Annotated in this window: 23 protein-coding genes; 10 read left to right on the top strand and 13 right to left on the bottom strand. The window is 68.2% G+C overall.

Going from position 1 to position 24,259, the window contains the following annotated elements; genetic code table 11:
- Positions 1 to 560: 560 nt before the first annotated feature.
- The 3 genes from ACZ6YV_RS06580 to ACZ6YV_RS06570 form a co-directional block, all read right to left on the bottom strand.
- Entirely contained in the window at positions 561 to 1,952 is a 1,392-nt protein-coding gene (locus tag ACZ6YV_RS06580) for a cellulose binding domain-containing protein (protein ID WP_465508683.1), read from the bottom strand.
- A gap of 11 nt (positions 1,953 to 1,963) precedes the next feature.
- Positions 1,964 to 3,628: a glycosyl hydrolase family 18 protein gene (locus tag ACZ6YV_RS06575; RefSeq protein WP_465508682.1), complete on the bottom strand. Its 1,665-nt coding sequence runs from the start codon at positions 3,626 to 3,628 to the stop codon at positions 1,964 to 1,966.
- Positions 3,629 to 3,890: 262 nt separating this feature from the next.
- A complete protein-coding gene (locus ACZ6YV_RS06570; RefSeq protein WP_465508681.1) occupies positions 3,891 to 4,322 on the bottom strand; it encodes an RpiB/LacA/LacB family sugar-phosphate isomerase in 432 nt (143 codons plus the stop codon).
- A 60-nt stretch (positions 4,323 to 4,382) separates the two neighbouring features.
- Between ACZ6YV_RS06570 and ACZ6YV_RS06565 the strand changes: the two genes are divergently transcribed.
- The gene (locus ACZ6YV_RS06565; RefSeq protein WP_465508680.1) at positions 4,383 to 5,012 is read left to right on the top strand and encodes a TetR/AcrR family transcriptional regulator; all 630 of its coding nucleotides are present in this window, start codon (positions 4,383 to 4,385) and stop codon (positions 5,010 to 5,012) included.
- Here ACZ6YV_RS06565 and ACZ6YV_RS06560 read toward each other — a convergent pair.
- Both ACZ6YV_RS06560 and ACZ6YV_RS06555 read right to left on the bottom strand, forming a co-directional pair.
- Complete coding sequence (locus tag ACZ6YV_RS06560; RefSeq protein WP_465508679.1) at positions 5,009 to 5,542, bottom strand: DM13 domain-containing protein; 534 nt, start codon at positions 5,540 to 5,542, stop codon at positions 5,009 to 5,011. The two genes, ACZ6YV_RS06565 and ACZ6YV_RS06560, sit on opposite strands and share 4 nt — an antisense overlap.
- Positions 5,543 to 5,601: 59 nt before the next feature.
- Positions 5,602 to 6,627: a medium chain dehydrogenase/reductase family protein gene (locus ACZ6YV_RS06555; RefSeq protein ID WP_465508678.1), complete on the bottom strand. Its 1,026-nt coding sequence runs from the start codon at positions 6,625 to 6,627 to the stop codon at positions 5,602 to 5,604.
- A gap of 181 nt (positions 6,628 to 6,808) precedes the next feature.
- On the opposite strand from ACZ6YV_RS06555, the gene ACZ6YV_RS06550 reads away from it, so the two are divergent.
- The gene (locus ACZ6YV_RS06550) at positions 6,809 to 7,663 is read left to right on the top strand and encodes a bile acid:sodium symporter family protein (RefSeq protein WP_465508677.1); all 855 of its coding nucleotides are present in this window, start codon (positions 6,809 to 6,811) and stop codon (positions 7,661 to 7,663) included.
- Positions 7,664 to 7,666: 3 nt separating this feature from the next.
- On the opposite strand, the gene ACZ6YV_RS06545 is transcribed toward ACZ6YV_RS06550, so the two are convergent.
- The 3 genes from ACZ6YV_RS06545 to ACZ6YV_RS06535 form a co-directional block, all read right to left on the bottom strand.
- The gene (locus ACZ6YV_RS06545; protein ID WP_465508676.1) at positions 7,667 to 9,148 is read right to left on the bottom strand and encodes a type 1 periplasmic-binding domain-containing protein; all 1,482 of its coding nucleotides are present in this window, start codon (positions 9,146 to 9,148) and stop codon (positions 7,667 to 7,669) included.
- A complete protein-coding gene (locus ACZ6YV_RS06540) occupies positions 9,145 to 11,145 on the bottom strand; it encodes a hypothetical protein (RefSeq protein WP_465508675.1) in 2,001 nt (666 codons plus the stop codon). The genes ACZ6YV_RS06545 and ACZ6YV_RS06540 overlap by 4 nt, the downstream gene beginning before the upstream one ends.
- Positions 11,146 to 11,348: 203 nt before the next feature.
- Complete coding sequence (locus ACZ6YV_RS06535) at positions 11,349 to 12,683, bottom strand: aspartate aminotransferase family protein (RefSeq protein ID WP_465508674.1); 1,335 nt, start codon at positions 12,681 to 12,683, stop codon at positions 11,349 to 11,351.
- 87 nt (positions 12,684 to 12,770) lie between these two features.
- Here ACZ6YV_RS06535 and ACZ6YV_RS06530 point away from each other — a divergent pair, with 87 nt between their 5' ends.
- Positions 12,771 to 13,667: a LysR family transcriptional regulator gene (locus ACZ6YV_RS06530; protein WP_465508673.1), complete on the top strand. Its 897-nt coding sequence runs from the start codon at positions 12,771 to 12,773 to the stop codon at positions 13,665 to 13,667.
- Here ACZ6YV_RS06530 and ACZ6YV_RS06525 read toward each other — a convergent pair.
- Positions 13,588 to 14,814, bottom strand: a complete 1,227-nt coding sequence (locus ACZ6YV_RS06525; protein WP_465508672.1) for an MFS transporter — start codon at positions 14,812 to 14,814, stop codon at positions 13,588 to 13,590. The genes ACZ6YV_RS06530 and ACZ6YV_RS06525 overlap by 80 nt on opposite strands.
- 64 nt (positions 14,815 to 14,878) lie before the next feature.
- Between ACZ6YV_RS06525 and ACZ6YV_RS06520 the strand changes: the two genes are divergently transcribed.
- Both ACZ6YV_RS06520 and ACZ6YV_RS06515 read left to right on the top strand, forming a co-directional pair.
- Positions 14,879 to 15,253 carry a MerR family transcriptional regulator gene (locus tag ACZ6YV_RS06520; protein WP_465508671.1) on the top strand — a complete coding sequence of 125 codons (375 nt, stop codon included), beginning with the start codon at positions 14,879 to 14,881 and terminating at the stop codon, positions 15,251 to 15,253.
- A gap of 151 nt (positions 15,254 to 15,404) precedes the next feature.
- On the top strand, positions 15,405 to 16,541 hold the full coding sequence (locus ACZ6YV_RS06515; RefSeq protein ID WP_465508670.1) for a Gfo/Idh/MocA family protein: 1,137 nt from the start codon (positions 15,405 to 15,407) through the stop codon (positions 16,539 to 16,541).
- Here ACZ6YV_RS06515 and ACZ6YV_RS06510 read toward each other — a convergent pair.
- A complete protein-coding gene (locus ACZ6YV_RS06510) occupies positions 16,538 to 17,281 on the bottom strand; it encodes a GAF and ANTAR domain-containing protein (RefSeq protein WP_465508669.1) in 744 nt (247 codons plus the stop codon). The genes ACZ6YV_RS06515 and ACZ6YV_RS06510 overlap by 4 nt on opposite strands.
- A 595-nt stretch (positions 17,282 to 17,876) precedes the next feature.
- Here ACZ6YV_RS06510 and ACZ6YV_RS06505 point away from each other — a divergent pair.
- The 4 genes from ACZ6YV_RS06505 to ACZ6YV_RS06490 are packed head-to-tail and all read left to right on the top strand — an operon-like array spanning position 17,877 to position 20,514.
- Positions 17,877 to 18,476 carry a TetR/AcrR family transcriptional regulator gene (locus ACZ6YV_RS06505; protein ID WP_465508668.1) on the top strand — a complete coding sequence of 200 codons (600 nt, stop codon included), beginning with the start codon at positions 17,877 to 17,879 and terminating at the stop codon, positions 18,474 to 18,476.
- Positions 18,466 to 19,347, top strand: a complete 882-nt coding sequence (locus ACZ6YV_RS06500) for a crotonase/enoyl-CoA hydratase family protein (RefSeq protein WP_465508667.1) — start codon at positions 18,466 to 18,468, stop codon at positions 19,345 to 19,347. Before ACZ6YV_RS06505 ends, ACZ6YV_RS06500 begins: the two co-directional genes overlap by 11 nt.
- Positions 19,344 to 20,234 (top strand): AurF N-oxygenase family protein, encoded by an 891-nt coding sequence (locus ACZ6YV_RS06495; RefSeq protein ID WP_465508666.1) that lies wholly within the window; start codon positions 19,344 to 19,346, stop codon positions 20,232 to 20,234. Before ACZ6YV_RS06500 ends, ACZ6YV_RS06495 begins: the two co-directional genes overlap by 4 nt.
- Before the next feature lie 22 nt (positions 20,235 to 20,256).
- Positions 20,257 to 20,514 (top strand): hypothetical protein, encoded by a 258-nt coding sequence (locus tag ACZ6YV_RS06490; protein ID WP_378243287.1) that lies wholly within the window; start codon positions 20,257 to 20,259, stop codon positions 20,512 to 20,514.
- A gap of 72 nt (positions 20,515 to 20,586) precedes the next feature.
- On the opposite strand, the gene ACZ6YV_RS06485 is transcribed toward ACZ6YV_RS06490, so the two are convergent.
- Positions 20,587 to 21,354, bottom strand: a complete 768-nt coding sequence (locus ACZ6YV_RS06485) for a S1 family peptidase (RefSeq protein ID WP_465508665.1) — start codon at positions 21,352 to 21,354, stop codon at positions 20,587 to 20,589.
- Positions 21,355 to 21,556: 202 nt separating this feature from the next.
- Positions 21,557 to 22,276 (bottom strand): S1 family peptidase, encoded by a 720-nt coding sequence (locus ACZ6YV_RS06480; RefSeq protein WP_465508664.1) that lies wholly within the window; start codon positions 22,274 to 22,276, stop codon positions 21,557 to 21,559.
- Positions 22,277 to 22,840: 564 nt separating this feature from the next.
- Between ACZ6YV_RS06480 and ACZ6YV_RS06475 the strand changes: the two genes are divergently transcribed.
- Positions 22,841 to 23,833, top strand: a complete 993-nt coding sequence (locus ACZ6YV_RS06475; protein ID WP_465508663.1) for a hypothetical protein — start codon at positions 22,841 to 22,843, stop codon at positions 23,831 to 23,833.
- Here the strand turns inward: ACZ6YV_RS06475 and ACZ6YV_RS06470 are convergent.
- The gene (locus ACZ6YV_RS06470; RefSeq protein WP_465508662.1) at positions 23,821 to 24,234 is read right to left on the bottom strand and encodes a VOC family protein; all 414 of its coding nucleotides are present in this window, start codon (positions 24,232 to 24,234) and stop codon (positions 23,821 to 23,823) included. The genes ACZ6YV_RS06475 and ACZ6YV_RS06470 overlap by 13 nt on opposite strands.
- Between the last annotated feature and the right edge of the window lie 25 nt (positions 24,235 to 24,259).

Raw genomic sequence — 24,259 nt, 5'->3', positions numbered from 1 at the left:
CCCCGCCCGCCCCTCTGGGCGGGTCTGTCCTGCGCCGGCGGGGGGGGGTTTTTCGGGGGGGCCTTTCTGTGGGTCGCTTCGGCCGGTAACAAAAACACAAAACCCCCACGACCCCTTTTGGTGTGAGGGGATGCCCTCCATGCATGCGATGCGGCGAAAGTCCCCTTCGCCCTGCGCGCTTCGGCCAGGCCGAACACCCAGCGCGAGTTCGTCCCGCCCTCTGCCCGCATTCAGAGGACGAAACGCGGGGCGTCGGGTGCCTGCTGTTGCTCTTGGGTGCGCCCAATGTGGCGTTGGGAGCATCCAGCGTCCCCAACGCCGCATTGGGGACATGACGGCCTGGCCGGAGCTGGGACGCGGGCTTGAGTAAGTGCCGGGCCCGCGAAGTGCCGCATTCAGAGGACGAAAAGGAGCGGGCCCGCACCGTGCAGCTCGGCGCGGGCCCGCAGTTCGGGGAGTCGGGGGCTGAAGGGGACTTTCCCCGCATCTGACGTGGCGAAAGCTCTCTTCGCCACGTCAGATGCGGTTATGGGCCCTTTCAGCCCACCGGGGGAGGGACGTCAGAAGCCCGCGGTGATCCGCGTGAAGTCCCAGTCGTTCTGTGCGATGCCACTGCAGTTCTCGGCGACCCCGCCACCGGGACAGGGCCGGTCACGGTTGGCCGACCAGAACGCGAGCCGGGCGATCTTGTTCGTCTTGGACCAGTTGGTGATCTTGGTCCAGGCGTCGAGACTCGTCAGCTCCTGCTGGTCCGACAGACCGTTCATCCCGCTGATGCCCAGGTGGCTGTACGCCGTGGCGTCATCCCACCCGAAGGTCGACTTCAGCTTGTCCCGCAAGCCGTTCGAGGCCTTGATGGTGTTGCCGTACATGTCCGCGCCGCCGCCGAAGTCGAACGGCATGATCGTGTAGACGTCGACACCGGCGTTCAGCGCCTTCGACTGGTCGATGAGCCGGTTGCCCCAGGAGTTCGGGCCGCTGGTCGTCGTGCCGAAGGTGAGAATGGTCTGGATACCGGCGTTCTTCGCCTTCACGATCTTCAACGCGTTGAGGACACGGTCCTGCACGGTCGCGTTCTCGAACTCGTCGGTGTTCTCGATGTCGATGTCGATCGCCTTGAGACCGTAGGCGTCGATCACCTTCTGGTAGGCACCGGCGAGCAGTTCCGGCGTCGAGCAGTTCGGGCCGAGCTTGTTGCCGCTCCAGCCGCCGAAGGACGGCACGATCTGCCCGCCCGCGGCCTTGATCTGCGCGATCGCGTTCGCGTCGACGCCGCCCTGCAGCGGACGGCTGCCGTCCCAAGCGGGGTTGCAGCCGTTCGAAGCCAGCACGAACGCCAGGGTGAACCACTTGATCCCGGTCGCGTTCATGACCGTCTGCGGGTTCGGCGGGCTGCCCCAGCCCATGTACAGATACGGCGCGCCACGGCCGCCGGGCAGCGGCGGGTTGCTCGTGGTCGTCGTGGGCGGGTTCGACGTCGACGTGGTGGTCGTCGGCGAGGAGGTGGTCGTGGGAGTGGTCGGCGTCGTCGTCGGCCCGCCACCGCCCGGATCACACGAGCCGCCGTTGATCTTGCAGTTCGCCGGGGCGACGTAGCTTCCGGAGTACTTGACGTTGAACCCGAAACTGGTGCTGCCCCCGTTGCCGAGGTTGCCGTTCCAGGTGTTCTTCACCGTCACGTGCTGTCCGGAGGCGGAGTAGCTGCCGTCCCACAGCGAGGCGATCGAATGTCCCGCGGGAAGGTCGAATTCGACCGTCCACGTGGGAAGGCTCGATCCGGAGTTGTTGCTGATCGTGTACTTGCCCTCCCAGCCGGAGCCCCAATCGGAGCCCTTGCTGAAGGCGGCGCCGACGCCGCCGGCCGCGGAAGCCGGCGCGATCACGAGGACCGCGCCGGCTGTTGCGGCAGCGGCGGCCAGGCCCACGGCCTGGATCCAAGTCCGCTTAGCCACTGTCAAACCTCTCAGTTAAGGCCGTTACGCATGGCCGTGACGAGCTCGCCGTTGCCGGTGTCGCCGGTGAGTTCCCAGAAGAACGCGCCGCCGAGACCCTGGTTCTTGGCCCAGCCCATCTTCGAATTGATGGTTGCGGGAGTGTCGTAGCTCCACCAGTTGTTGCCGCACTTCGCGTACGCGGTGCCCGCGATCGTGCCGGTTGCCGGGCAGGAGTTCTTCAGGACCTTGTAGTCCTCGATGCCCGCTTCATAGGTGCCAGGTGCCGCGCCGGTCGCGGTGCCGCCAGGGGCGTCCTGTGTGACGCCGGTCCAGCCACGGCCGTAGAAACCGATACCCAGCAACAGTTTGTTCGCCGGGACGCCCTTGGACTTGAGCTTCTGGATGGCGTCGTCGGTGTTGAAGCCCTGCTGCGGGATGCCGGGGTACGCGGTCAGCGGCGAGTGCGGGGCCGTCGGACCCTGCGCCGCCCAGGCGCCGAAGAAGTCATAGGTCATGACGTTGTACCAGTCGAGGTACGCCGACGCGGGGCCGTAGTCGGCGGAGTCGATCTTGCCGCCGGTGCTGGCGTCCGCGGTGATCGCGGCGGTGACCAGGAACGAGGAGCCGAACTTGGTGCGCAGCGCCTGCGACACGTTCTTGATGGCGGCGGGGCCGCTGGTGTCACAGGTGAGACCACAGGCGTTCGGGTACTCCCAGTCGATGTCGATGCCGTCGAAGACATCGGCCCACCGCGGGTCCTTGATCAGCTTGTAGCAGGATTCCGCGAACGCGGCCGGGTTCTTCGCCGCCTGGCCGAAGCCGCCGGACCAGGTCCAGCCACCGAACGACCACAGCACCTTCAGACCCGGGTACATCTTCTTCAGCTTGCGCAGCTGGTTGAAGTTACCGCGAATCGCGCCCGCGTCCCACGAGTCCGCGACACCGTCCACACTGGACCCGGCGTCGTAGAACTTGTCGTAGTCGGCGTAGGTGTCGTCGTTCGCCGTGCAGGAGCCGTTGGTGACGTTGCCGAACGCGTAGTTGATGTGCGTCAGCTTCGCCGCGGATCCGGAAGTGTGAATGTTCTTCACGTGGTAATTACGCCCGTAGACGCCCCACTGCACGAAGTAGCCGAGGTTCTTCTTCGCGCCCGGGTTCGGGTTCGAAGTCGTCGTGGTCGGCGGGTTGCTCGTGGTGGTCGTGGTGGGCGGGTTCGACGTCGTGGGGTTGGACGTCGTGGGGTTGGAAGTCGTGGTCGTGGGCGGGTTGCTCGTCGTCGGGGTGCCGCCACCCGGGTCGCAGGAGCCGCCGTTGATCTTGCAGTTCGCGGGCGCGGTGTAGGCGCCGGAGTACTTGACGTTGAAGCCGAAGCTGACGGAAGCGCCGTTGGAAACGTTGCCGTTCCAGGTGTTCTTGACGGTCACGTGCTGGCCGGAGGCGGTGTAGCTACCGTCCCACAGCGAAGCGATCGAATGTCCCGCCGCGAGGTCGAACTCGAGGGTCCAGGAGGTGAGGCTCGATCCCGAGTTGTTCGTGATCGTGTACTTGCCTTCCCAGCCGGAGCCCCAATCCGAGCCCTTGGTCAGCGTGGCCCCGACCCCACCCGCCGCGGCCGCGGGCACGGTCACCAGACCGACCGCCAGTGCCGCGACGGCCGTGAACAGGCCGACCAGATGCCATCTCTTTCTTGACATTTCACTCCTTACAACACGGTGCAGGGAAATGATCTTGGAGAAGGATTTCGTCAGTGCGAAATCGGCGACATCGCGTTGCCGCGGCCGAAGCCGGGCAGGCGGGGATGCGTCTTCATCGACCACCTCCATGCGGAACGCTTTGTTGCGGGAGACGGTACGTGGTCTGGACCAATATGGGAAGCGTCACTACGCAGCGTGGTGATTTTCCCGCGAACGGCCTAATACGTTCGACAGCGTTAACCGTTCACAGGTTCGGTGCCGTTCACCGACGGAATTCGTCCATTTCCCCGAGCCGGGCGATATTCGCCGATTCGTCGGGATCCGGCGCGATACCGGAAAGGAACACCTCGGTGATTTCGACGGCCACGTCGGGGGCGAGCCGTTTGAGGCTCAGCGCCAGCACGTTCGCGTCGTTCCACTTGCGCGCGCCCGCGGCGATCCAGGTGTCCCAGGCCAGCGCCGCCCTCACCCCGGGGACCTTGTTGGCCGCGATGGCCGTGCCTGTCCCGGTCCAGCACATCACCACGCCGAAGTCGGCCTCGCCGTCGGCGACGGCCTTGCCCACCGCCGAGCCGAGTTCCGGCCAGTCGTCCGACGTCGCCGGGCGGATCACCTCGTGCCCGGCCTCGGCCAGGAAGGCCTGGACGGCGTCCGTGGTGGCGTTCCGGTCGTCGGCGGAGAAGGCGATCCTCATGTCCGGATCGTAACGCCGCGTCAACAGGTGACGAACCGGAAGTCATGGGAGGATCGCGTCGTGGACTCGTCTGCGGAGGAGCGTCAGGTCCAGCGTGACCAGGAGATCGTCAGGGCGCGGATTCTCGACACCGCTGCCCGCCTGATCGGCGAGGCGGGTTTCGCCCGGCTCAAGATCGGCATGATCTGCGCCAGGACCGGCTATCACAGCGCCATCGTCTACCAGCTGTTCGGCTCCAAGGAAACGCTGGTACAGCGGCTCGTCGAGTTCGCGGCGGAGAAATTCGCCGACCTCTTCGGCGCCGCTGTCGCCACCCGGACCGGCGGGCTGACACCGAGCCCGATGGACATGCTGCGCGCGCTGCTGGACATCTTCTTCGAACTGCTCACCGACATGCCGCCGCTGAACCGGGCGTTCGTGGTGCTCTGGACGGACGCGACGGTCGGCGATCCGGCGGTGCGGTCGGCGATGACCGAAGCCGACCGCCGGTACCGGTTCGCCATCGCGCAGACCGTCGCCGCCGGGATCGCGGACGGGTCCATCGCCGGCGTCCGCGATCCGGACGCCTACGCGGCGGCGCTGGTGGGACAGCTGCGGGGGATCGCCGTGGCCACGATCATCGATCCCGGCGGAATCGATCTGCGCGCCGTCCGCGCGGAAATGGAATACGCGGTGAACCGGCTCGCCTAAAGGGTTTTGGTCAGCTGGGCCGCGCCGAACGACACGTCGAACCGGTCGCACCAGATGGTCACGCTCGAGTACCGCGCCAGATCGGTGCCCGCGGGCAGGGGGTAGTTCTGGCTTCCCTTGTTGCCCTTGAGTTTCCCGGCGCTCACGTGCGCTCCGTCGTCGAACACGAACCAGCCGTCCTTGCCGGGGAGCACCGGTGCGTCGGTGAGCCAGACCCGCAGATCCGGGCCGTTGCTCGTGTCGAGATTCTCCAGGCGCAGCACCAGTGATCCGTCGTCCGCGCGCAGGATCCGGACACCGCCGCTGGTCGCGTGCTCGTGATCGATCAGTTCGCCGGTCGCCACGACCGTGGGCTTTTTCGGGGCGGGCGCGGCACTTTCGGAGGTGCGCGCTGAGGTTTGAGGCAGGGGAAGCGCCTCCTGGACCGTTTCGTTCACCCAGAGCTTCCACGGCTGGAACCAGTAGAGGCCCGCGGCCACCGCCACCACCAGTCCGGCCGCCAGGACGGCGAGCACCCGCTTGCGTTTCATGAGGGTCATTCAACCGCGCGAACCGTCCGGATCGCCGGGTTCGCGCGGTTACCGAACCCTTACGGCGTGAGTACCACCTTGCCCGCGACAGTCCCGGATTCGGCCAGCCGCATCGCTTCCGCGACCCGGCTCAACGGCAGCCGCGCCGCGACCTGAGCCGTGATCGCGCCGTCCTTGAGCGCGGCGAAGACCTGGGTGAGGTCTTCGCGCAGGCGGGCACGGAACCGGTTCTTGGCGAAGGACCGTCCTGCCCAGACGTTGAAGAAGTACGCGCTCCGGCCGTTGGGCAGGGTGTTCCACAGCAGCACGCGGGCGAGGATCTTGAGCACGGGCAACTGCTTGGAGCCCTCGTCGTCGCGGGTCGCGGCGCTGCCGTAGGAAACGAGCGTGCCGCCGCGGGCGAGCAGCTTCCACGACGCGGGCACGCTGGCGCCGCCGACATGGTCGAAGACGGCGTCGACACCCTCGGGCGCGAGCTCGCGGACGCGGGCGGAGACGTCCTCGGTCCGGTAGTCGATCGGCATGACTCCCCAGCCCCGCAACGCTTTGTGGTGCCGCTTCGACGCCGTGCCGATCACCTGCACACCCGCCTGGGCGGCGAGCTGGACCAGCAGTGAGCCGACCCCGCCGTTCGCGCCGTGGACCAGGATCGTCTGCCCGGCGCGCACCCGGGCCTTGCGGTGCAGCATCTGCCAGGCGGTGATGCCGTTGACCACCGCGGTCTCGGCCTCCTCGGCGCCGAGACCGTCCGGGACGGGCACGACGTCGGCGGCTTCGAGGACCACGTGGCTGGCCCAGCTCCCGACCTTCGTCAGCGCGGCGATCCGGCGGCCGGTGAGTCCGCTGTCGACCCCGTCGCCGGTGGTCAGCACCGTGCCGACCAGGTCGTAGCCGGGGACGAAGGGGAAGGGCGGCTGGTCGTAGTACTTGCCGCGGCGCATCTGCTGCTCGGCGAACGAGACCCCGGTCGCCTCCATCGCGACCACGACCTGGCCGGGACCGGCTTCGGGGAGCGGGCGTTCCCGCAGCTCCAGGCCTTCCGGCTCGACCTTGCCCGGCAGTACGACCTCGGTCAGCGTGCTCATCTCGTTCTCCCTGATTGCTTGTCGTGTCCGTTAGAGCTTATAACTATAGTGAGCACTGCTCTCGAAAATGTCAAGTGGGGTCACGTCTGGGTTTCGGTGTCTTGACCGGGTTCTCGCCGCTTGGCACGATTGCCGAGCTGAAAAGGGCATATCGGACGGAGGCCCCTGGATGGGTTCGGCGATGTTTTCGATCCTCTTGCCCGTCGCGCTGGCGCTCGTCATGTTCGGGCTCGGGTTGACCCTGACGGTCGGCGACTTCACGCGGGTGCTGAAGTACCCGAAGGCCGCCGTCATCGCGCTGGTGTGCCAGATGATCGTGCTGCCCGCGATCTGCGTCGGGCTCATCCTGTTGTTCGGCCTCGAAGGCGTGCTCGCGGTCGGGATGATGTTGCTCGTCGCCTCACCCGGCGGGACGTCGGCGAACCTGTTCAGTCACCTCGCCGGCGGCGACGTCGCGCTCAACGTCACGCTCACGGCGATCAACTCCGTGCTGGCCGTGTTCACGCTGCCGCTGGTGGTCGGCCTGTCGATGGCCGGGTTCCTCGACGGCGGTGCCTCTGTCGGGCTCCAGCCCACGAAGTTCGTGCAGGTGTTCGCGATCGTGCTGATCCCGGTGGTGATCGGGATGGCGGTGCGGAGCCGGTTCACCGGCTGGGCGGAGCGGATGCGCAAACCGGTCAAGATCGGCTCCGCCGTGGTGCTCGTGCTGGTGATCGCGGCCGCGATCGCGCAGGAGTTCCGGACCCTGCTGGACAACATCGGGACGCTCGGGCCGGTGGCGCTGGCGCTTTCCGTGCTCAGCCTCGCGATCGGGTACTACGTGCCGCGGCTGTTCCGGGTGGACCGCGGGCAGTCGATCGCGTCCGCCATGGAGATCGGCGTCCACAACGCCACCCTCGCGATCGCCGTGGCGATCTCCGTGCTCGGCGACAAGACGATGGCCGTGCCCGCCGGGATCTACGGCGTGCTCATGTTCTTCCCCGCCGGCATCGTGGCCGTCCTGTTGTCCCGCAGCAAGGAGACCTCACGGGTCTGAGGCTCAGCCCGCCGGGCTGGAGAGCTGGACGTACTCGGGGGTGTCGTCGACCCGCACCCGCAGGATCGGCACCGTCTTGTTCACCGGGTCACCGCGATCGTCGAACGAGATCATGCCGCTCGCGCCGGGAACCGCGAGCTTGCCGTGCAACCGGTTCTTGGCCTGGAGCACGTCCTGCGCGGTCACCTGGGCGGGCGCTGTCCTCGGGATGCCGCGGATCGCCCACACCACGGTGAGCACCGCGTCGTGGGAAAGGATGGCGATCCCGTCGTCGAGCCGCTCCTTCGGGAACACCGCGCGGAAACACTCCTTACAGCCATCTTCCTGGAAGCTCGCGACGGCCGCGGGGTTGAACACCGACGGTTCGGTGGTCCACGCGCGGGGATGGGCCAGCCCCGGGCCCAGCACGGTCACTCGGGATTCCAGTCCCCGGCGCATTTCCGGGCTCGGCGGGCCGACCAGCGCGAGGTCGCCGGTCAGCACCGTGATGGGCCGGTCGAGGCACGGGCGTTGCGCGAGCTCCGCGACGAACGAGGCGAGATGGTTTTCGCGGCCCGCGAAGTAGACCACTTCCGCTTCGTTGCCACAGATGTTCGGCATCATCTGCAGGAAGGTGTTCTCCATACCCGGCAGGCTGGAGTCGTACACCTCGGTGCGGCCGACGATCCGGTGGGTGTCGTCCGCGAACCGTTCGGTGAACGCCGTCGCTAGCGTCTTCGGGTACAGGTCGCCGGGGTTGACGTCCCGCACCACCGTCGCGGTGCGCGTGGTGGGACGGACGTAGCCCGCCGCGGCCAGCCCGTAGGTCGAACTCGTCGGCGACACCCGCATGAAACCGGGGATCTCGGAGAACTCGTCGGCGGCCACGGGTGCGGCGACGACCGGGATCTTGTGCTGTGACAACCGTTCGATGGCGCTGCGTGCCGAGCCGAGGCTCAGGCCGATCCCGGTGACGGCGACGAGACGTTCGCTCTCCACCCGGCCGATGAGGTCGTCCACGACGGGTTCCCACTGGGCCAGGCGGCTGCCGGGGTTGGCCAGCAGCAGCCGGATCAGGGGGAGGCTGCCCCAGGATCCGGTGGTGTTCGCCCGGCGCTGCGCGATGTAGGCGCCCTGGACCTGGTGCCTTACCCATTCGGCGGACAGGATGTCGTTCTCCACCAACGTCATCGGCAGCAGGAGCGCGATCGTCACGTAGGGCTTGCCCGAGCCGGTGACGGAAGCGTTCTCCTCTCGGATGCGTGTCTCCACATCGGACAGATCCGGCGAGAACGCGTAACTGCCGTCCGTGACCCCGACGCATTCGGCGTACTCGCCGCGCTTCTCCACCCCGTCCGCGCAGCTGCGCCCGGCCTCGTCGACCGCCGGGACGACGACGAACACGACCACGAGCGCGACGACGAGCAGGAGTACGGCACCGCCCGCCGTCAGCCACTTCGACCACGTCGGACGTGGCGGCCTGATCCGCTCGCTCCCTGCGGTCATCGGTATCTCTCCGCCCTCTCGTGCAACAGGATGGATCCCCGCCCCCGGCCGTGCGCCAGCTGATGGAAACCGCCTTCGATGGTCGAATTCAGCGTCCCGCCCGGATCGCCGAGCGGATCCGCCGCGATCCACAGCGCGACCACCAGCCAGGAGAGGGTGGTCTCCAGTTCGCCTTCCGCGTTCCCGGCGTGCGCTTCCAGCTGTTCGTACGATTCCGTGCCCGCGTCCAGCCGGTTGGGCGCCGCGGTGATGACGTCGAGTTCGGCGAGCCAGGCCTCGGCGGTCGCCACGTCGAACTCCGTCTGCCGGTCGGCGAACGGTTTGCTCAGGTGCGCGACCACCGCGCCGACGTTCTCCAGCGCCAGGTCGTGATAGCGCGCGGCCACGGTCTGCCCGTGTTTCTCGTAGAAGTCGCGGCACCGGGTGTGCACCCGCTCCCAGCTCAGCGGGTGATCGTCGCCGCGGGAAGCGAGCTCCTGCAACAGGATCCGGCGCAGCCAGGGGTGCAGGACATAGTGGAGTTCCTCCCCGGGTTCCGCCCGCAGCCACAGGAGATCGCCGAGTTCCTTGAACAGCGCGCCTTCCTCGGTGGCGTTGCGCAGATCGACGATGTTCTTGTGGAACAGCGTTTCCACGTCGTGGGCGGCGCTCGCCGTGACGAGGTCCTGTCTGCTCGGGGCCGGCAGGTCCTGCAGAAGATAGGCCCGCGCCGCGGCGAGCAAGGTCGTCGCGGCGCCGTCCTCGGTCTCGACGGTGGCCCGCAGCGTGGTGCGGAGAGCGGCCGGGGTGCGGGAATCGTAGAGCTCCGCCGACACGTCGAAGGCGGTGGCGACCGCGCCGGGATGCCCATCGGTGAGCCGGTAAAGGAAACGCGGCAGCCGCGAGGTCGGATGGATGTCGCCGCGGGCGACGATGTCCACCACGTCGTCCTCGGAAAGCGTGCCCAGTTCGAGGAGATACCACGGATACCAGCGCGGATCCCGGTGAGCCGCGTCGGCCGCCCAGTCCGATTCCACATCGGACGGTCGCCGAGGCGCCGGTGCCCGCAGTTCGTCCGTCCGGTGACCGGACGGCCGTCTTCGCGGCGGGGTGCCGCGCTGGGGGGTCAGCAGTGACCAGCTCTCGTTCCAATCCGGATTCCACCGGCGACTGGTGGCGATCACGACCAGCGGGTCGGGCTCCCCGCCGGAGCGATGCCGTGCCTCGGTCAAGGCCCGCAGGAAGACCTGGCCGCCCGGCGTATGCGTGTTGTCCAGCAGGACGACGCTGTTGAGCGTGCGGCGGGACCGGTTGACGCCCTGGTAGCCCAGGCGCAGATCGGTGAGGAAGGCGTCGCAGAAGATGCCGTCGACGGCGGCACGATCCTCGTCGTCGCCTCGGGCCTGCTTGGCGATCTCGATGAGGAAGTCCTCGCGGTTGCCGGAACCGGCGGGCAGCGCCTTGATCTTGCCCGCGAGCCGCCGCCTGCCGTACCAGCCGAGGCCGCGGAGCAGGAGATCGGTGGCCTCTGGCCAGCCCTTCAACCCGCCCGCCGGGGCGACCCCGCCGACGAGACGCACGACGTCGACGATCGTTTCCCGGTTCTGTTCGAGCGGCTGGTTCTCCGCCAGCAGTTCACGGATCTTGCGCAGCGCGGCGCGGCGGTCGCGCAGTTCCACCGGCGCGCTCAGCACGAGCATGCAGAGCCACAACCGGGGAAACGCCAGTCTGCCGAATTGCTTCCGGTGCCTGCCGAGGTCGAACGCCAGATGCACGAGCAGTTCCCGCGGCTGGATGTTCTCCCGCCCGTGGCGTTCGAAATCGAGATAGGCGTGCGGAATTTCTTCGCAGCGTTCGGCGATCGCGTCGAGCAACGCGGACTTCCCGGTACCGCGCGCGCCGAGCGCGACCACGACGGGCAGGGCGCGGCTCTGCCCTTTCGGGCGGGTGAGCAGTTCCTCGACCAGACCGCCGGTAATCGAACCGAGTCCGGATATTCGGGGTATGCCGGCAGGCATCGGCCCCCCTCCCCGCGCGGCTCCCCGATTCGACCGCGCCCATTGTGAGCGTCGACTATAGACAGCCGAAGGGGGAGCCGCCGGGATTCCGGCGAGGACTAATACATCGGTGTTTCGGATTAACCGATTTGGCCTAAGATCGGGTCGTCGTCAGGAGTGCGCGGGAACTGTGAAACGGTAATTTTCGCACGGATATGAAGACGTTACGAAAGTGACAACGCGTCCCCGATCGCCTGGTCCAGCACACCCAGCCCTTCCGCCAGTTCGTCTTCCGTCGCCGTCAGCGGGGGAGCGATCCGGAAGACCCCGCCCATCCCCGGCAGCTGCACGATGTTCATGTGCAGCCCCAGTTCGAGACAACGCCGCGTGACCAGTGCGCCCAGTTCGTCGGAGCTCTGTTTCGTGGCACGGTCCACGACGAGTTCCACGCCGACCAGCAGGCCCCGGCCGCGGATGTCGCCGATGACGGGATGACGGTCGGCGAGGTTGTCGAGGCCGTGGCGGAGGAAGGCGCCCAATTCGGTCGCGCGTTCGTCGAGGCGGTCGCGGGTGAGGACGTCGAGCACGGTGTTCCCGACGGCCGCCACCAGCGGGTCCGCGACGTGCGTGGTGAAGAACAGGTAGCCGCGGTCGTGCGCCTCCTGCTCGATCTCCGCGCTGGTGATCACGGCCGCCAGCGGGAGCCCGGCGCCGAGCGTCTTGGACAGCGTCAGGATGTCGGGGACGACGCCGTCGCGTTCGAAGGCGTACCAGTTTCCCGTGCGGCACAAACCTGTCTGGGCTTCGTCGAGGATCAGCAGCATTCCGCGTTCGCGGCACTTCTCCTGCAAGGCCGCGAAATAGCCGGGCGGCGGCTCGATGATGCCGCCGGAGCTGAGGATCGGTTCGACGATGCAAGCCGCGAGGCTGCCGACGGACTGGGCGTCGATCATCTCGAAGCCGAAGTCGAGCTGGCGCCGCCAGTCCAGATCTCCTTCAGCCGTAAGGAAGTCCGGCCGATAGGAGTTCGGCGAGGGAATGGCGAAGTTGCCCGGCGCGGTCGGGCCGTAGCCCTTGCGGCCCGCGCTGTAGGTCGCGTTCGCCGCAGCCTGCGTCATCCCGTGCCACGACCGGGCGAACGAAACGATCTCGTGCTTCCCCGTCACCAGTTTCGCCATCCGGATCGCGGCTTCGTTCGACTCCGCCCCGGTGGTCAGCAGCAGTGCCTTTTCCAGCGGTGACGGCAAAGTCTCGGCCAGCCGCCGCGCGAGGTCGACGACGGGACGGCTCAGCATCCCGCTGAACAGATGGTCGAGCGAGCCGATCTGCCGTCGCACGGTCTCGACGATCTCGGGATGCGAATGCCCGAGGATCGCGCTCATCTGCCCGGACGTGAAGTCGAGGATCCGCCGTCCGGACTCGGTGAACAGATAGCTCCCGGCGGCGTGGTCGATGATCTCGCGGGTGAAGTCGCCGGCCCCGGCGTAACGCACGAGGTGCCTGTCGGCGTCGGCCCAGAAACGTTCGGCGGTGGACGGGTCGGTGATCGGAGCAGCCATGCTTCGACGGTAAGCCGGATCCGAGCGACACGTCCATCTCACGATTCCGGCTGTGCTGTTCGGCTGATCCGTACAACAATGGACGTCATGCTCAACCCTTGGAGACTCAGCCTGCTGAGCCGGCTGGACACGCTCGGCACCGTCCGCGCGGTCGCGAAGGCGGCCAACCTGAGCGCGTCGAGCGTGTCCCAGCAACTCGCGGTCCTCGAGGCCGAGACGCACACGCGGCTGCTGGAACGCACCGGCCGCAGGGTCCGGCTGACCCCGGCCGGGCTGTTGCTGGCCCGTCGCGCGAGAGCGATCCTCGACCACATGGACACCGTCGAGGCCGAGTTGCGCGGCCTCGGCGACGCGACGGCGGGGCTCGTCCGCCTCGGCGCCTTCCAGAGCGCGATCCACACCATCGCCGTCCCCGCGGTGACCCGGCTGGCCCGCTCGCATCCGCAGCTGGACATCGAACTGCTCGAACTCGAACCGCACGTCAGCATGCCCGCGCTCCGCGTCGGCGACGTCGACGTCATCGTCACCACCACGGACTTCGTCGAACAGCCGCTGGGGCCGGACATCGACCTCGTGCCGCTCGCGGCCGACCCGATCGTGCTCGTCGTCCCGCCCGGCCATCCGGCCGCCGGCCGGGGTCCCGCCGATCTCGCCGCCTACGCGAGCGAGCCCTGGGCGTTCGACATCCCGCAGTCCTACATGGCGAACCTTGCCACCCGGCTCTGTCGCGAAGCGGGCTTCGAGCCCCGAGTGGTCGCCCGGTACAGCAACTACATGATGACCCTGCAGCACGTCGAAGCCGGGCTCGCGATCGCCCTCCTGCCCGGCCTCGCCGTCGACAAGCGCTACCGCGTCGCCACCCGTGAGCTCGCGACGCCGGTCACTCGCGCCATCACCGCCGCGATCAGGCGCGGGTCCGCACCTCGCGCCGCTGTCGACCTGGTTCTCGAGGCGATCCGGAGCCATCCGGAGCTGCCGCTGTGAACCCGTGCCGTCGCGCCACCAGCACGACGGCCAGGGTCGGCACGAGCAGCGCCAGGACGCTCCAGGGGAACGACTCGGCGCCGAAACCGTCGAGGAGGACGCCACCGGCGATGCCGCCGCCCGCCATCGCCGCGTTCCACAGGGTGACCAGCATGGCCTGCGCGATGTCCGCCGCGCCGCCCTTGTCGCCCGCCTGCGCGGCGGCGGTCTGCAGCAGCGTCGGGACGCCGCCCCAGCCGAGTCCCCACAGCGTCACGGCGACGTAGACCAGCGCCGGACTTTCGCCCAGCAGAGCCAAGATCGTCGCGCCGAGCGCCACGAGAAGGGTGGCTCCGACGGTCAGCGGCCGCAGCCGCCGGTCGATCAGGAGGCCGACGATCCAGATGCTGACCATCGACGCCAGCCCGAACACCAGCAGGATCAGATCGACCGAGTCGCCCATCGACACGTGTTCGAGGAAGGTGGCGATGTAGGTGTAGAGGATGTTGTGCGCCAGCACGAAGGTCAGCGTCACGAACAGGACCGCGGCCACACCCGGCACGGCGAGCGTCCCGCGCACCGGGAGCCTGCCGCCCTTGTCCTGTCCCGGGAAGTCGGGGACGGCCAGCGCGATCCAGCCGAGCAGGCCGAGCGCGAGCACCGACATGATCGCGAACGTCACCTGCCAGCCGAAGGCGCCGCCCAGGAACGTGCCCGCGGGGATGCCGAGCGAGAGCGCGAGCGGGATACCGGTCATCACGACGGCGATCGCCTTGCCCCGTACCGGTTCCGGCGCCAGCCGCCGGGCGTATCCGGTCAGCAGCGCCCAGACGACGCCCGCCGCGATCCCGGCGACGAACCGCGCGCCGAGGGTCAACGGGTAGTTCGTGGACAGTGCCGTGACCGTGTTGGCGACGGCGAAACCGACCACTCCGGCCAGGAGCAAGCGTTTGCGGCGCCAGCCGGCCGTCGCGGCGGACAGGGGGATCGCGGTGAGGGCGGTGCCGATCGCGTACACCGTCACCAGCTGACCTGTCGCCGCTTCGCCGACGCCGAGGCCGGCGCTCATCGCGGGCAGCACGCCCGCGGGCAGGGCCTCGGTGAGGACGGTGACGAACGCCGCCGTGGTCAGCGCCAGCAGCGCGCCGAGGGGGAGTTTCGGAGTCATGAACCGTATGCTCGAACCATCACATAGATGTGATGGTCAAGTCGGCCGGGGTGAGGTGGCGCACATGCGGATAGGGGAGCTGTCGGAGCGGACGGGGACGTCGCGCCGTCTGCTGCGGTACTACGAGGAGCAGGGTCTCATCATCTCCGAGCGGCAGGCCAACGGCTACCGCGACTACGGCGAGCCGTCGGTCGACAGGGTCGTCCAGGTCCGCGGCCTGCTCGACGCCGGGCTGCCGACCAGGATCATCAAGCAGATCCTGCCGTGCCTGGACAAGCCCCGGCAGATCTACTTCCCGGACGCGACCAGGGAGATGCTGGAAACCCTGGAGGCCGAACGCGACCGGATGACCAGGCGTGCCGAATGCCTGCTCCGCAACCGGGACGCCATCACCGAGTACCTCGACGCCGTCCGCGCCTACGACCCGGCCGCCTCGTGAGCTGAAGGGAACCTTCCCCGCATCTGACGCGGTGAAAGCTCCCTTCGCCGCGTCGCATGTGGGGAAAGTCCCCTTCCGTCCCCTCCGGTCTTGACAGTATGAGAAAGCGCTTTCAGGATAGGTGCAGGAAAGCGCTTTCAAAGGAGAACGGATGACCACGCGGAAACTCGGCGTCGTGATGAACGGCGTCACCGGGCGGATGGGCTATCGGCAGCACCTGGTGCGCTCGGTCCTGGCGATCAGGGAGGCGGGCGGGGTCGAACTCTCCGACGGCTCGCGGGTCCAGCTTGAGCCGGTACTGGTGGGGCGCAACGCGGACAAGCTCGAAGAGATCGCCAAGCGACACGGGCTGACCCGCTGGACCACCGACCTCGACGCCGCGCTCGGCGACGACGACTTCCCGCTCTACTTCGACGCGCAGCTGACCGCCGTCCGCGAGAAGTCGATCGTCCGCGCCATCGACGCGGGCAAGCACATCTACACCGAGAAGCCGGTCGCGGAGTCGGTCGAAGGCGCGCTCGCCCTGGCCCGGCACGCCGAAGCCGCCGGGGTCAAGAACGGCGTCATCCACGACAAGCTGTACCTGCCCGGCCTGCTCAAGCTGAAGCGGCTGATCGACAGCGGCTTCTTCGGCCAGATCCTCTCCGTGCGCGGCGAGTTCGGGTACTGGGTCTTCGAGGGCGACTGGCAGGCGGCGCAGCGTCCCAGCTGGAACTACCGCGCCGAGGACGGCGGCGGCATCGTCGTCGACATGTTCTGTCACTGGAACTACGTGCTGGAGAACTTGTTCGGCGCCGTCAACGCCGTGACCGCGAAGGCCGTCACCCACATCCCGGAGCGCGTCGACGAGAAGGGCGAGCGGTACGCCGCGACGGCCGACGACTCTGCCTACGCGATCTTCGAGCTCGAAGGCGGGATCATCGCCCAGCTCAACTCGTCCTGGTGCGTGCGGGTCCACCGCGACGAACTGGTCGAGTTCCAGGTCGACGGCACCAAGGGCAGCGCGGTCGCGGGCCTGCACAAATGCGTCATCCAGCCGAGGGAGGCCACCCCGAAGCCGGTGTGGAACCCGGATCTGGCCGAGACGCAGTCCTACCGCGCGCAGTGGCAGGAAGTGCCGGACAACGAGGACTTCGGCAACGGTTTCCGCGCCCAGTGGGAGCAGTTCATCCGCCACGTCGTGGAGGACGCGCCGCACCCCTACGACTTCATGGCAGGGGTGCGGGGTATCCGTCTCGCCGAAGCCGGCCTCCAGTCGTCACGCGAGAACCGACGGATCTCGCTCTAGCGGCCGAAAACCGTTCCCGGGTCCTCGGCGATCAGCACCGAGATCTCCCGGATCTTGCGGTTCGTGTGCTGTGACGCCTCGGTGAGCCAGCGGAAGGCTTCCTCGGCGTTCAGCTCCAGACGTGCCATCACGATTCCCTTCGCGGTGGCGATGGCGTCCCTGGTCTCCAGCGCGGCGACCAGGGTCTCCGCCTGTCTTTCGGCGGCGGCCCAGCGGGACGCGGTCAGGACGATCGCGGAGATCGCCGAGGTGAACATCGCGACCAGGGCCGCTTCGACCGGGTCGAAGGCGTTCTCCTCGAAGCTCCAGACGTTGAGCGCGCCGGACAGCGGTTCGCTGTCGCGCCGCCTGAAGTGGGATTCGTCGGGGACGAACAGCGGGCAGGCCAGCGCGGTCCGCACGCCGAGCTGCTCGGCGGCGGTGGCGAAATCGGGCCAGCGGCTCGCCGTGTCGGCGTCCAGCAGGGTCCGGACGATCGTCCCGCTCTCGGCCGCCTTCAGGCAGGGACCTTCGTCCGCGCTGTACTGCGCCTTGTCCAGGGGGAGCATGGACTCGTCGGTGGTGGCGACGGTGCTCGGCTCGTCGTCGGAGTACAGCGTGACCGTGGCCGCGTCCGCGCCGGGCAGCAGGCCCACCACCTTCTTCGCCACCCGTTCCAGCAACTCGTCGCGGGGTTCGTCGAGCCGCATCGACTCCGTGAGCTCCCGCAACGCCGAAGCGGTGTCGCGAAACTGATCCATCGTGTCCCTTTCCGCCGGCCGGCGTGTTTCGCCGACCACCAGAACGTACCCGCTCCGGACGCGCCCTCGTTCGCCAAGACGTCGGCAAGGCGCTGGCCGATTCGGGGGAACCGGCCGGTCTCCGCCGGCTCGGCCGGACGTTAGCGACGTGTTTCCGGCTCGTCACGTGATTCGTGCTGGGGCGTTGACTTGACGCGACGCACCTGAGTGACCTGCCTCGTTAGCGGCACCCACGCTAACTATTGGGGGGTAAGTCAAAGGTGTCGTTTGGCGGATGTCCCTGGTGCGGCGTTGGGGACGCTTGCTGTCGGTGCCCGACGCTGGTCCTGATCCGGTCGGGCGGGATGGTGACCTGGGTGACGTGACACCGCACTCGCGTGTTCAGGCACGTGACTCGTGTGCTTGGAGACGGAACTCGCGTGATCGGACGCCGCACACGCGAGTCACGTGCCCAAACACGCGAGTCACGCCTTCACTCACTGCCGGCCCCGCCCACGACCACGCCACGTTTGCCTTACCCCTCAATGGAACCGTTCTGGCCACTCACGAGTCTTCGGGCGTTGCTGAAGTGCGGAATCCGTGCTTCACTCCTTCCGTGCCGTACCGACGTACCCCGAAGACGCAGGCCAGGCTGGACTCGCAGCGAGGCGAGATCCTGGCCGCGGCCATCGCGCTGCTGGCCGAGACCGGCTACGCGGGCTGCTCCATGGCCGCGGTCGCGGCGCGGGCGGGCGTGGGCACAGGCAGCGTGTACCGGCAGTTCCCGTCCAAGGCCGACCTGGTCGTCGAGGTGTTCCGCGAGGTCGTCTCCCGCGAGATCGCCAGCGTCGAGGCGGCCGCGGCGCGGGGCGACGTCCGGGAGCGGGTGGTCGCGGTCATCGAGACCTTCGCCGGCCGGGCGTTGAAGGCGCCGAGGCTGGCGTACGCGTTGCTGGCCGAACCGGTCGACGCCGTCGTGGAGGCCGAGCGGCTGGTGTTCCGCCGCGCGTTCCGCGAGGTCATCGCCAGGGCCATCGCCGACGGCGTCGCGAGGGGGCTGCTGCCCCCGCAGGACGCGGAAGCGACCGCCGCTGCGCTGGTCGGCGCCGGTGCGGAAACGCTGGTCGGCCCACTGGCCGGGGACGGCGGCCCGGACACGATCCCGCACCTGGTCACGTTCACCCTTCGCGCGCTGGGAGGCTCCGATGGCGCCTGAGACGCTCACTTACCGCGTCGAAGACCGGAAGGCCTACCTGACGTTGAACCGCCCCGAGCGGCTCAACGCGATCAACGACGTCATGCCCGCCGAGATCCGGCAGGCCGTGGAGCGGGCGAACGAGGACGACGCGGTCCGCGTGATCGTGGTCCGGGGCGAAGGCCGGTCGTTCTGCGCCGGGTACGACCTCAAGCAGTTCGCGGAGGAAGACACCGAAGGCCGCTGGAACCAGGGACCGGTCTGGGATCCGGTCAAGGACTACCGGGTGATGAAGCGCAACACCGACGACTTCTTCAGCCTGTGGCGGTCGCTGAAACCCACCATCTGCCAGGTCCAGGGCCACGCGATCGCCGGCGGCAGCGACATCGCGCTGTCGTGCGACGTGCTGATCATGGCGACAGACGCGCGCATCGGCTACCCGCCCGCACGGGTGTGGGGCTGCCCGACGACCGCGATGTGGGTCTACCGCGTCGGGGCCCAGCGTGCGAAGCGGATGCTGCTCACCGGCGACACCATCGACGGCACCACCGCGGCGGACTGGGGACTCGCGCTCGACGCGGTGGAACCCGGGCGGCTCGAAGCCGCCGTCGAGGAACTCGCCGACCGGATGGCGGGTGTCCCGACGAACCAGCTGGTGATGCAGAAGCTGATGATCAACCAGGCCTACGACAACATGGGCCTTTCCGGCACCCAGACGCTCGCGACGCTTTTCGACGGCATCACCCGGCACAGCCCGGAAGGGCGCTGGTTCCGCGAATTCGCCGAACGCGACGGTTTCCACGAGGCGGTGGCCTACCGCGATTCGGGGCAGGTCATCCCGGACGGCGGCGGACCGCTGCCGGAGAACACGGATCCGAGGAGGTCGTCATGACCGCGAACACCGAAAGCGAACGTGTGGCCGAGCGCCTGCAGCGTTCCTCCGCACGCCTTTCGTACGACCCTGACGTCGACGTCGACTGGCTGGCACCGCTGGTCGACGGCGCCTACGGCAAGACGCCGGAACGATGTTCCTTGTACGGCACCGAACTGTGGGACAAGCTCGACGAAGACCAGCGTGGCGAGCTGAGCCGTCAGGAGGCCGCGGCCGCCGCGGCGTCGGGCATCTGGTTCGAGCTGATCCTGATGCAGGGTCTGGTGCGCCACGTGTACAACAGCGATCCGACGACGCACAACGCCCAGTACGCGCTCACCGAGATCGCCGACGAATGCCGTCACAGCACCATGTTCGCCCGCTCGATCGCGAAGACCGGCGGCGTCGTCCGGCGCCCGAGCCGCACGGCGCACCGGGCGGGCAAGGTGTTCGGCGCCGTCTGCGGTCCCGCGCTGCTGTTCGCCGGAGCGATCTACGTCGAAGAGCTGGCCGACGGCATGCAGCGCGAGATGATGCGTGACGACAGCCTGCAGCCGATGATCCGGATGATCTCCCGCATCCACGTCATCGAAGAGGCCCGCCACATCAGCTTCGCCAAGGACGAACTGGGCCGGGCCTGGGCTCGTCACGGCCGAGTCGGCCGCGAACTGATCCGCTGGGCGATCGCCGGCATGGCCTACGTCGCGACCTCGGAGTTGTTGCACCCCAAGGCCTACACCTCCGTCGGGCTCGACCCCCGTGAAGCTCGCCAAGTCGCCGAAACGAATCCGCACTGGCGCCGGACCAAGGCGGCCTGGGCCGCCAAGGCCGTCGAGTACTTCACCGAGATCGGCCTCATCGGCGGTCCGAGCCGACGGCTTTGGCGCCGCGCGGGCGTCCTCGACTGAAACGAACAAGGAAGGTAGTTCCATGTCTTCACGTACCGGCAAGGTCCTCGGTCTCGGCATCGCCGCGACCGGTCTCGCCCACTTCGCCGCCCCGGCGGCCTTCGAACCCGTGACGAAGATGGCCTTCGCCGACGACGTCCGCAACTGGACCTACCGCAACGGCGCCACCGAACTCGCCATCGGACTGGCGATCGCGGCCCGTCCCACCCGTAAGGCCGGGGTCGCGGGGCTGGCCGTCTACGCCGGATGGCTGGCGAAGCGCGTCCTTTCCCGTCGATAGACCGATAGCCCGACCGACAGGGGAGAGGGCCGCCCGCCGACGTGGATCGGCAGGCGGCCCGCTCTTTCCCGGTCAGATCCCGCTGGTCTGCCGGATCCAGCTACGACCCGCGGCGACGCTGCCATAGCTGGTGGTGCTGGACCGGTCGCTGGTCGAGCACACGCCGACCTGGACGCCGTCGTCGATCATCGGGCCGCCGGAATCCCCGCCCGCGACCGCGCCGTTCGGGGTGTCGGCATCGATCGCCGGGCCGCCGTAGTTGTCCTGGGCGTTCGTGTCGGAGATGCGGACCGTCGCCTGCTTGAGCACCTTCGACTGGTGGTCGCCTTCGTGGTCGGCCTGGGTCGCGCCCCAGCCGTACACGCGGGCGGAGTCCCCTTCCTGCGCGTCGGAAGTGCTGCCGGCGAGCCGCGCGAAGGTGCTTCCTCCATCTGCGTTCAGCTTGATCAGGGCGAGGTCTCCGCCCGAGTACAGGTAGGTCGCCGAAGCCTTGGCGTGCACGCCACCGGAAGCGCTGTTGGAACCGACGTAGAGGTCGATGTCCTTCAGGCGCTGCCCGTTGTTGTCGTACATGCAGTGCTTGGCGGTGAGGACCCAGCGCGCGCCGATCAGCGTGCTGGTGCAGAAGAACGTGTAACCGTTGGCGCGCCCGTTGAACCGGGCGATGTAGCCGGGATTCTGGGCGGTGCTGCCGCCGATGATCGACGGCGCGGCACCGGGCGAGACCGGTGCTGTCGGGGTGCTCGCCGCCGCGGGCGCCGCGACAAGGGTCGCGAGCGCGGCGCAGGTGCCGGCGAGAAGGGCGACGGCGCGGGCTGCCCGGCCGGTGGTTTCACGCATGGGGACTCCTCGGAAACGCAGGGGAGGGGGAACACTTCGAACGTATTCACGAGAGGTGCCCGGGGAAATCCGCGAGAAGATCCGAACCGGTCAACGGGAAGGAACAGTTCTTTCGGCGGATTGCGCTGCGCGAAACTGTCCAAAATAGACGAAAAAACGGCACGCCTCGATGGTCGAGGCGTGCCGTTTCGTGTGCTGTCGCTCAGATGCCGGTCTGCTGCTTGATCCAGCTCAGGTGCTGGGCGATGCCGGTGTAAAGGGTGGTGGTGGCGCATTCGCCCCTGTTGTCGCCGGGGCCGTGCGTCTCCCCGACCAGGGTCCAGCGTCCGGTGGTGCCGACGACCGCCGGTCCGCCGGAGTCGCCGTGACAGGCGGAATGCGTGCGGTCGCCGGAGATGCAGACGTCACCGGCGCTGCCGCCGCCGGCGTAGCAGGAGCTGCTGGCCAGGACCTTGAGATCGATCTGCCGCAGCGTGGTCGGCGTGCTGCAGCTCGGCCAGCTGGTGCAGCCCCAGCCGAGCAGCCGCGCCGTGGTGTTCGGCGCCGGGTTGCTCGTGGCCATCGCGACCGGCGTGGAGCGGGCGGCCGTGGACAGGTGCATGAGGGTGAGGTCCGTGCCGGGTTTGGTGACGCGGCGGTCGATCCGGCCGACCTCGCCGCCGGAGTTCTTGTTCGTGGAGCCGATCCGGCCCTGCGACGCGCTGCCGCAGTGGTTGGCCGTCACGATCCACTGGGGCGCGACGAGGCTGCCGCCGCAGCCGTTGTTGAGCGAGACCATGAAGCTGTAGGTCTCCGTGGCGGTGCCGCCACCGATGATCGAGGGCTGGACACCGGAGTCCGTTTGAGCGTTCGCGATTCCGGGCGTGGACACCGCGAGTGCCGCCGCCAGGATCCCGAGAGCGACTGAAGCCAGTTTTCTCATGGTTGCTCACAATCGGGCGGCCGAGCCGCCTGGTGGTCGTGGATGAGCGGGGACGATGGGGAATCCGGCAGAGGAGCTCGATGCCGGTCGATCCAAGATGTCCGACAACGGGAGAAGCGGAATACCTTCGTAGGTAGGGATACGAAAGTCGCGGATCGTTCCGCCCGTGGCCGGTACGCGGAACACCGGCTGCCTCGTACTTTCCTTCGGCTGAAGGATGTCGCGGCCGGAAGCCCGGAACGTTCACGGCTCCGGGCCGGGGTCTCGGACGGCCGGGAATCGGGCTGCCGGAATGGTTTCTCCGAATTGTCCGAAATTGTCGCGGAATCCGGTCATCGTCATCCGGTTCGGACTCGGGGATTATGTGGGAAATCCGCGTCAACGGAACAGGACACTACTTTCTGCGGATTGCGCTCACGCCGAAAAGCCGTCCAAGATCACCGCTGAAGTCCGGCGGGCCACGACCCCTGCCGCGGCTTGCCACACCGCAAGGGCGCGACCGGCGACGACCCGCCGTCCGCGGCTCCGGTTTCGACGCGATCGTCCTTCCGGGGAGAGAATCCGATGTCGCTGTTCGTCGTCACCCCAAGGGCCTCGGCCGAGGGGGAACTGGAGCGCGCGCTCGTCACAGGGCCTTTCAGCAAGGCGTTGTCGCGGGCCATCGACCGTAGTGGCCTGGGGCTGGGCAGGGTGAAGGAGCGGCTCGCCAGAGCGGGGGTGTCGGTCAGTACGACGACACTGAGCTATTGGCGAACAGGGCGGACCCGGCCTGAGCGCCCCGACTCGCTGCGGGCGGTCGCCTTGCTGGAAGACCTTCTCGGGCTCCCCTCGAGATCTTTGCTCGATCTGCTCCGCCGTCCGGAGGGCGACCGCCCCGCGATCCGCCGCCTGGTCGGCTGGGACCGGCTGTGGGATCCGCGGGAGCCGGTGCTTTCCGTGCTGCATTCGTTCGAGGCGGCGGACGAACCGTCCCTCGTGCTGCTGAGCCTGCACGAGGCGCTGCACATCGGGAGCGACCGGAAGCTGACCCGGTTGCGCGTGCGAGAAGTCGTCCGTGCCACCGAAGAACCGGCCCAGGTCCGGGTCGTGGTCCTGCGCGGATGCGCGCCGGGAAGCCCTCCGAGGCTGATGGCGACCCGCTACTGCGTGCCCGGCCGCACCGAGGTGTTCCCGGAGCAGGCGCTCATCGTCAGCGAACTGGTGTCGAACCGGATGCTCGCGCCCGGGGAGACCGCGATCTTCGAATACGAATTCGAGTACACCGACGGTGTTCCCGACGATCGCCACGACCGGCGATTCCGTCACTCCGTGCCCGAGCACCTCCTGGAGATCCACTTCGCCCCGGAGGCGACGCCGGAGAGATGTCATTCCTACCGGCTGGATCACGTCTCCGGCCCGGAGCGCGACGTCACCGATGTGCCGCTCTCGACGCTCTCCCCGGCTGTCGCCTTCACCACGGCGGTGACGCCCGGGATCCAGGGGATGGCTTGGACCTGGCCTGCCGAGCCCGGCAGGCCAGACCATGAGTCCACTATGGACGCGGGCTACTCCGCGTAGAGCTGATCCGTGCCCTGGGCACTGTAGCCGAGGCTCCAGATGTAGCCGTCCGGATCCGCGAAGGAGCCGCCATATCCGCCCCACGGCAGAGCGCCGGCGGGCTTGAGGACCGTGGCGCCGGCCTTCTCGGCTTCCGCGATGATCTCGTCGACCCGCGCCTCACTGCGGACGACGTAGGTGAGGACCAGCCCGCTGAAACCGCTGCCCTCCGGGCTCGTGCCCACCTGGTCGGCCAAGCCCTCGCGGCGGTAGAAGCCGACGGGCGACGCCCCGTCCGATTCGAAGAACACGGAGACGCCGTAGTTGTTCTTGATCTTCCAGCCCAGGCCGTCGGTGTAGAACTGCTTGGCCCGGTCCATGTCCTCGACGGCGAGGAGGATCGAGCTGACGTGCGCTTTCATTTCCTGTCTCCTTCGTGCTGTCACA

The sequence above is a fragment of the Amycolatopsis sp. NPDC102522 genome (genome assembly GCF_055584485.1).
The sequence above is the reverse complement of the archived record's forward strand: the minus strand, read 5'-3'. Positions and strand labels throughout refer to the sequence as shown.

Bases quoted from the DNA above. Each gene is read 5' to 3' on its own strand.
- ACZ6YV_RS06530 (WP_465508673.1), top strand. From the start codon at position 12,771: ATGCTCAACCCTTGGAGACTCAGCCTGCTGAGCCGGCTGGACACGCTC.
- ACZ6YV_RS06515 (WP_465508670.1), top strand. From the start codon at position 15,405: ATGACCACGCGGAAACTCGGCGTCGTGATGAACGGCGTCACCGGGCGG.
- ACZ6YV_RS06560 (WP_465508679.1), bottom strand. From the start codon at position 5,542: ATGAAACGCAAGCGGGTGCTCGCCGTCCTGGCGGCCGGACTGGTGGTG.
- ACZ6YV_RS06475 (WP_465508663.1), top strand. From the start codon at position 22,841: ATGTCGCTGTTCGTCGTCACCCCAAGGGCCTCGGCCGAGGGGGAACTG.
- ACZ6YV_RS06495 (WP_465508666.1), top strand. From the start codon at position 19,344: ATGACCGCGAACACCGAAAGCGAACGTGTGGCCGAGCGCCTGCAGCGT.
- ACZ6YV_RS06570 (WP_465508681.1), bottom strand. From the start codon at position 4,322: ATGAGGATCGCCTTCTCCGCCGACGACCGGAACGCCACCACGGACGCC.
- ACZ6YV_RS06535 (WP_465508674.1), bottom strand. From the start codon at position 12,683: ATGGCTGCTCCGATCACCGACCCGTCCACCGCCGAACGTTTCTGGGCC.
- ACZ6YV_RS06540 (WP_465508675.1), bottom strand. From the start codon at position 11,145: ATGCCTGCCGGCATACCCCGAATATCCGGACTCGGTTCGATTACCGGC.
- ACZ6YV_RS06525 (WP_465508672.1), bottom strand. From the start codon at position 14,814: ATGACTCCGAAACTCCCCCTCGGCGCGCTGCTGGCGCTGACCACGGCG.
- ACZ6YV_RS06555 (WP_465508678.1), bottom strand. From the start codon at position 6,627: ATGAGCACGCTGACCGAGGTCGTACTGCCGGGCAAGGTCGAGCCGGAA.
- ACZ6YV_RS06510 (WP_465508669.1), bottom strand. From the start codon at position 17,281: ATGGATCAGTTTCGCGACACCGCTTCGGCGTTGCGGGAGCTCACGGAG.
- ACZ6YV_RS06500 (WP_465508667.1), top strand. From the start codon at position 18,466: ATGGCGCCTGAGACGCTCACTTACCGCGTCGAAGACCGGAAGGCCTAC.
- ACZ6YV_RS06485 (WP_465508665.1), bottom strand. From the start codon at position 21,354: ATGCGTGAAACCACCGGCCGGGCAGCCCGCGCCGTCGCCCTTCTCGCC.
- ACZ6YV_RS06545 (WP_465508676.1), bottom strand. From the start codon at position 9,148: ATGACCGCAGGGAGCGAGCGGATCAGGCCGCCACGTCCGACGTGGTCG.
- ACZ6YV_RS06520 (WP_465508671.1), top strand. From the start codon at position 14,879: ATGCGGATAGGGGAGCTGTCGGAGCGGACGGGGACGTCGCGCCGTCTG.
- ACZ6YV_RS06575 (WP_465508682.1), bottom strand. From the start codon at position 3,628: ATGTCAAGAAAGAGATGGCATCTGGTCGGCCTGTTCACGGCCGTCGCG.
- ACZ6YV_RS06470 (WP_465508662.1), bottom strand. From the start codon at position 24,234: ATGAAAGCGCACGTCAGCTCGATCCTCCTCGCCGTCGAGGACATGGAC.
- ACZ6YV_RS06490 (WP_378243287.1), top strand. From the start codon at position 20,257: ATGTCTTCACGTACCGGCAAGGTCCTCGGTCTCGGCATCGCCGCGACC.
- ACZ6YV_RS06480 (WP_465508664.1), bottom strand. From the start codon at position 22,276: ATGAGAAAACTGGCTTCAGTCGCTCTCGGGATCCTGGCGGCGGCACTC.
- ACZ6YV_RS06550 (WP_465508677.1), top strand. From the start codon at position 6,809: ATGTTTTCGATCCTCTTGCCCGTCGCGCTGGCGCTCGTCATGTTCGGG.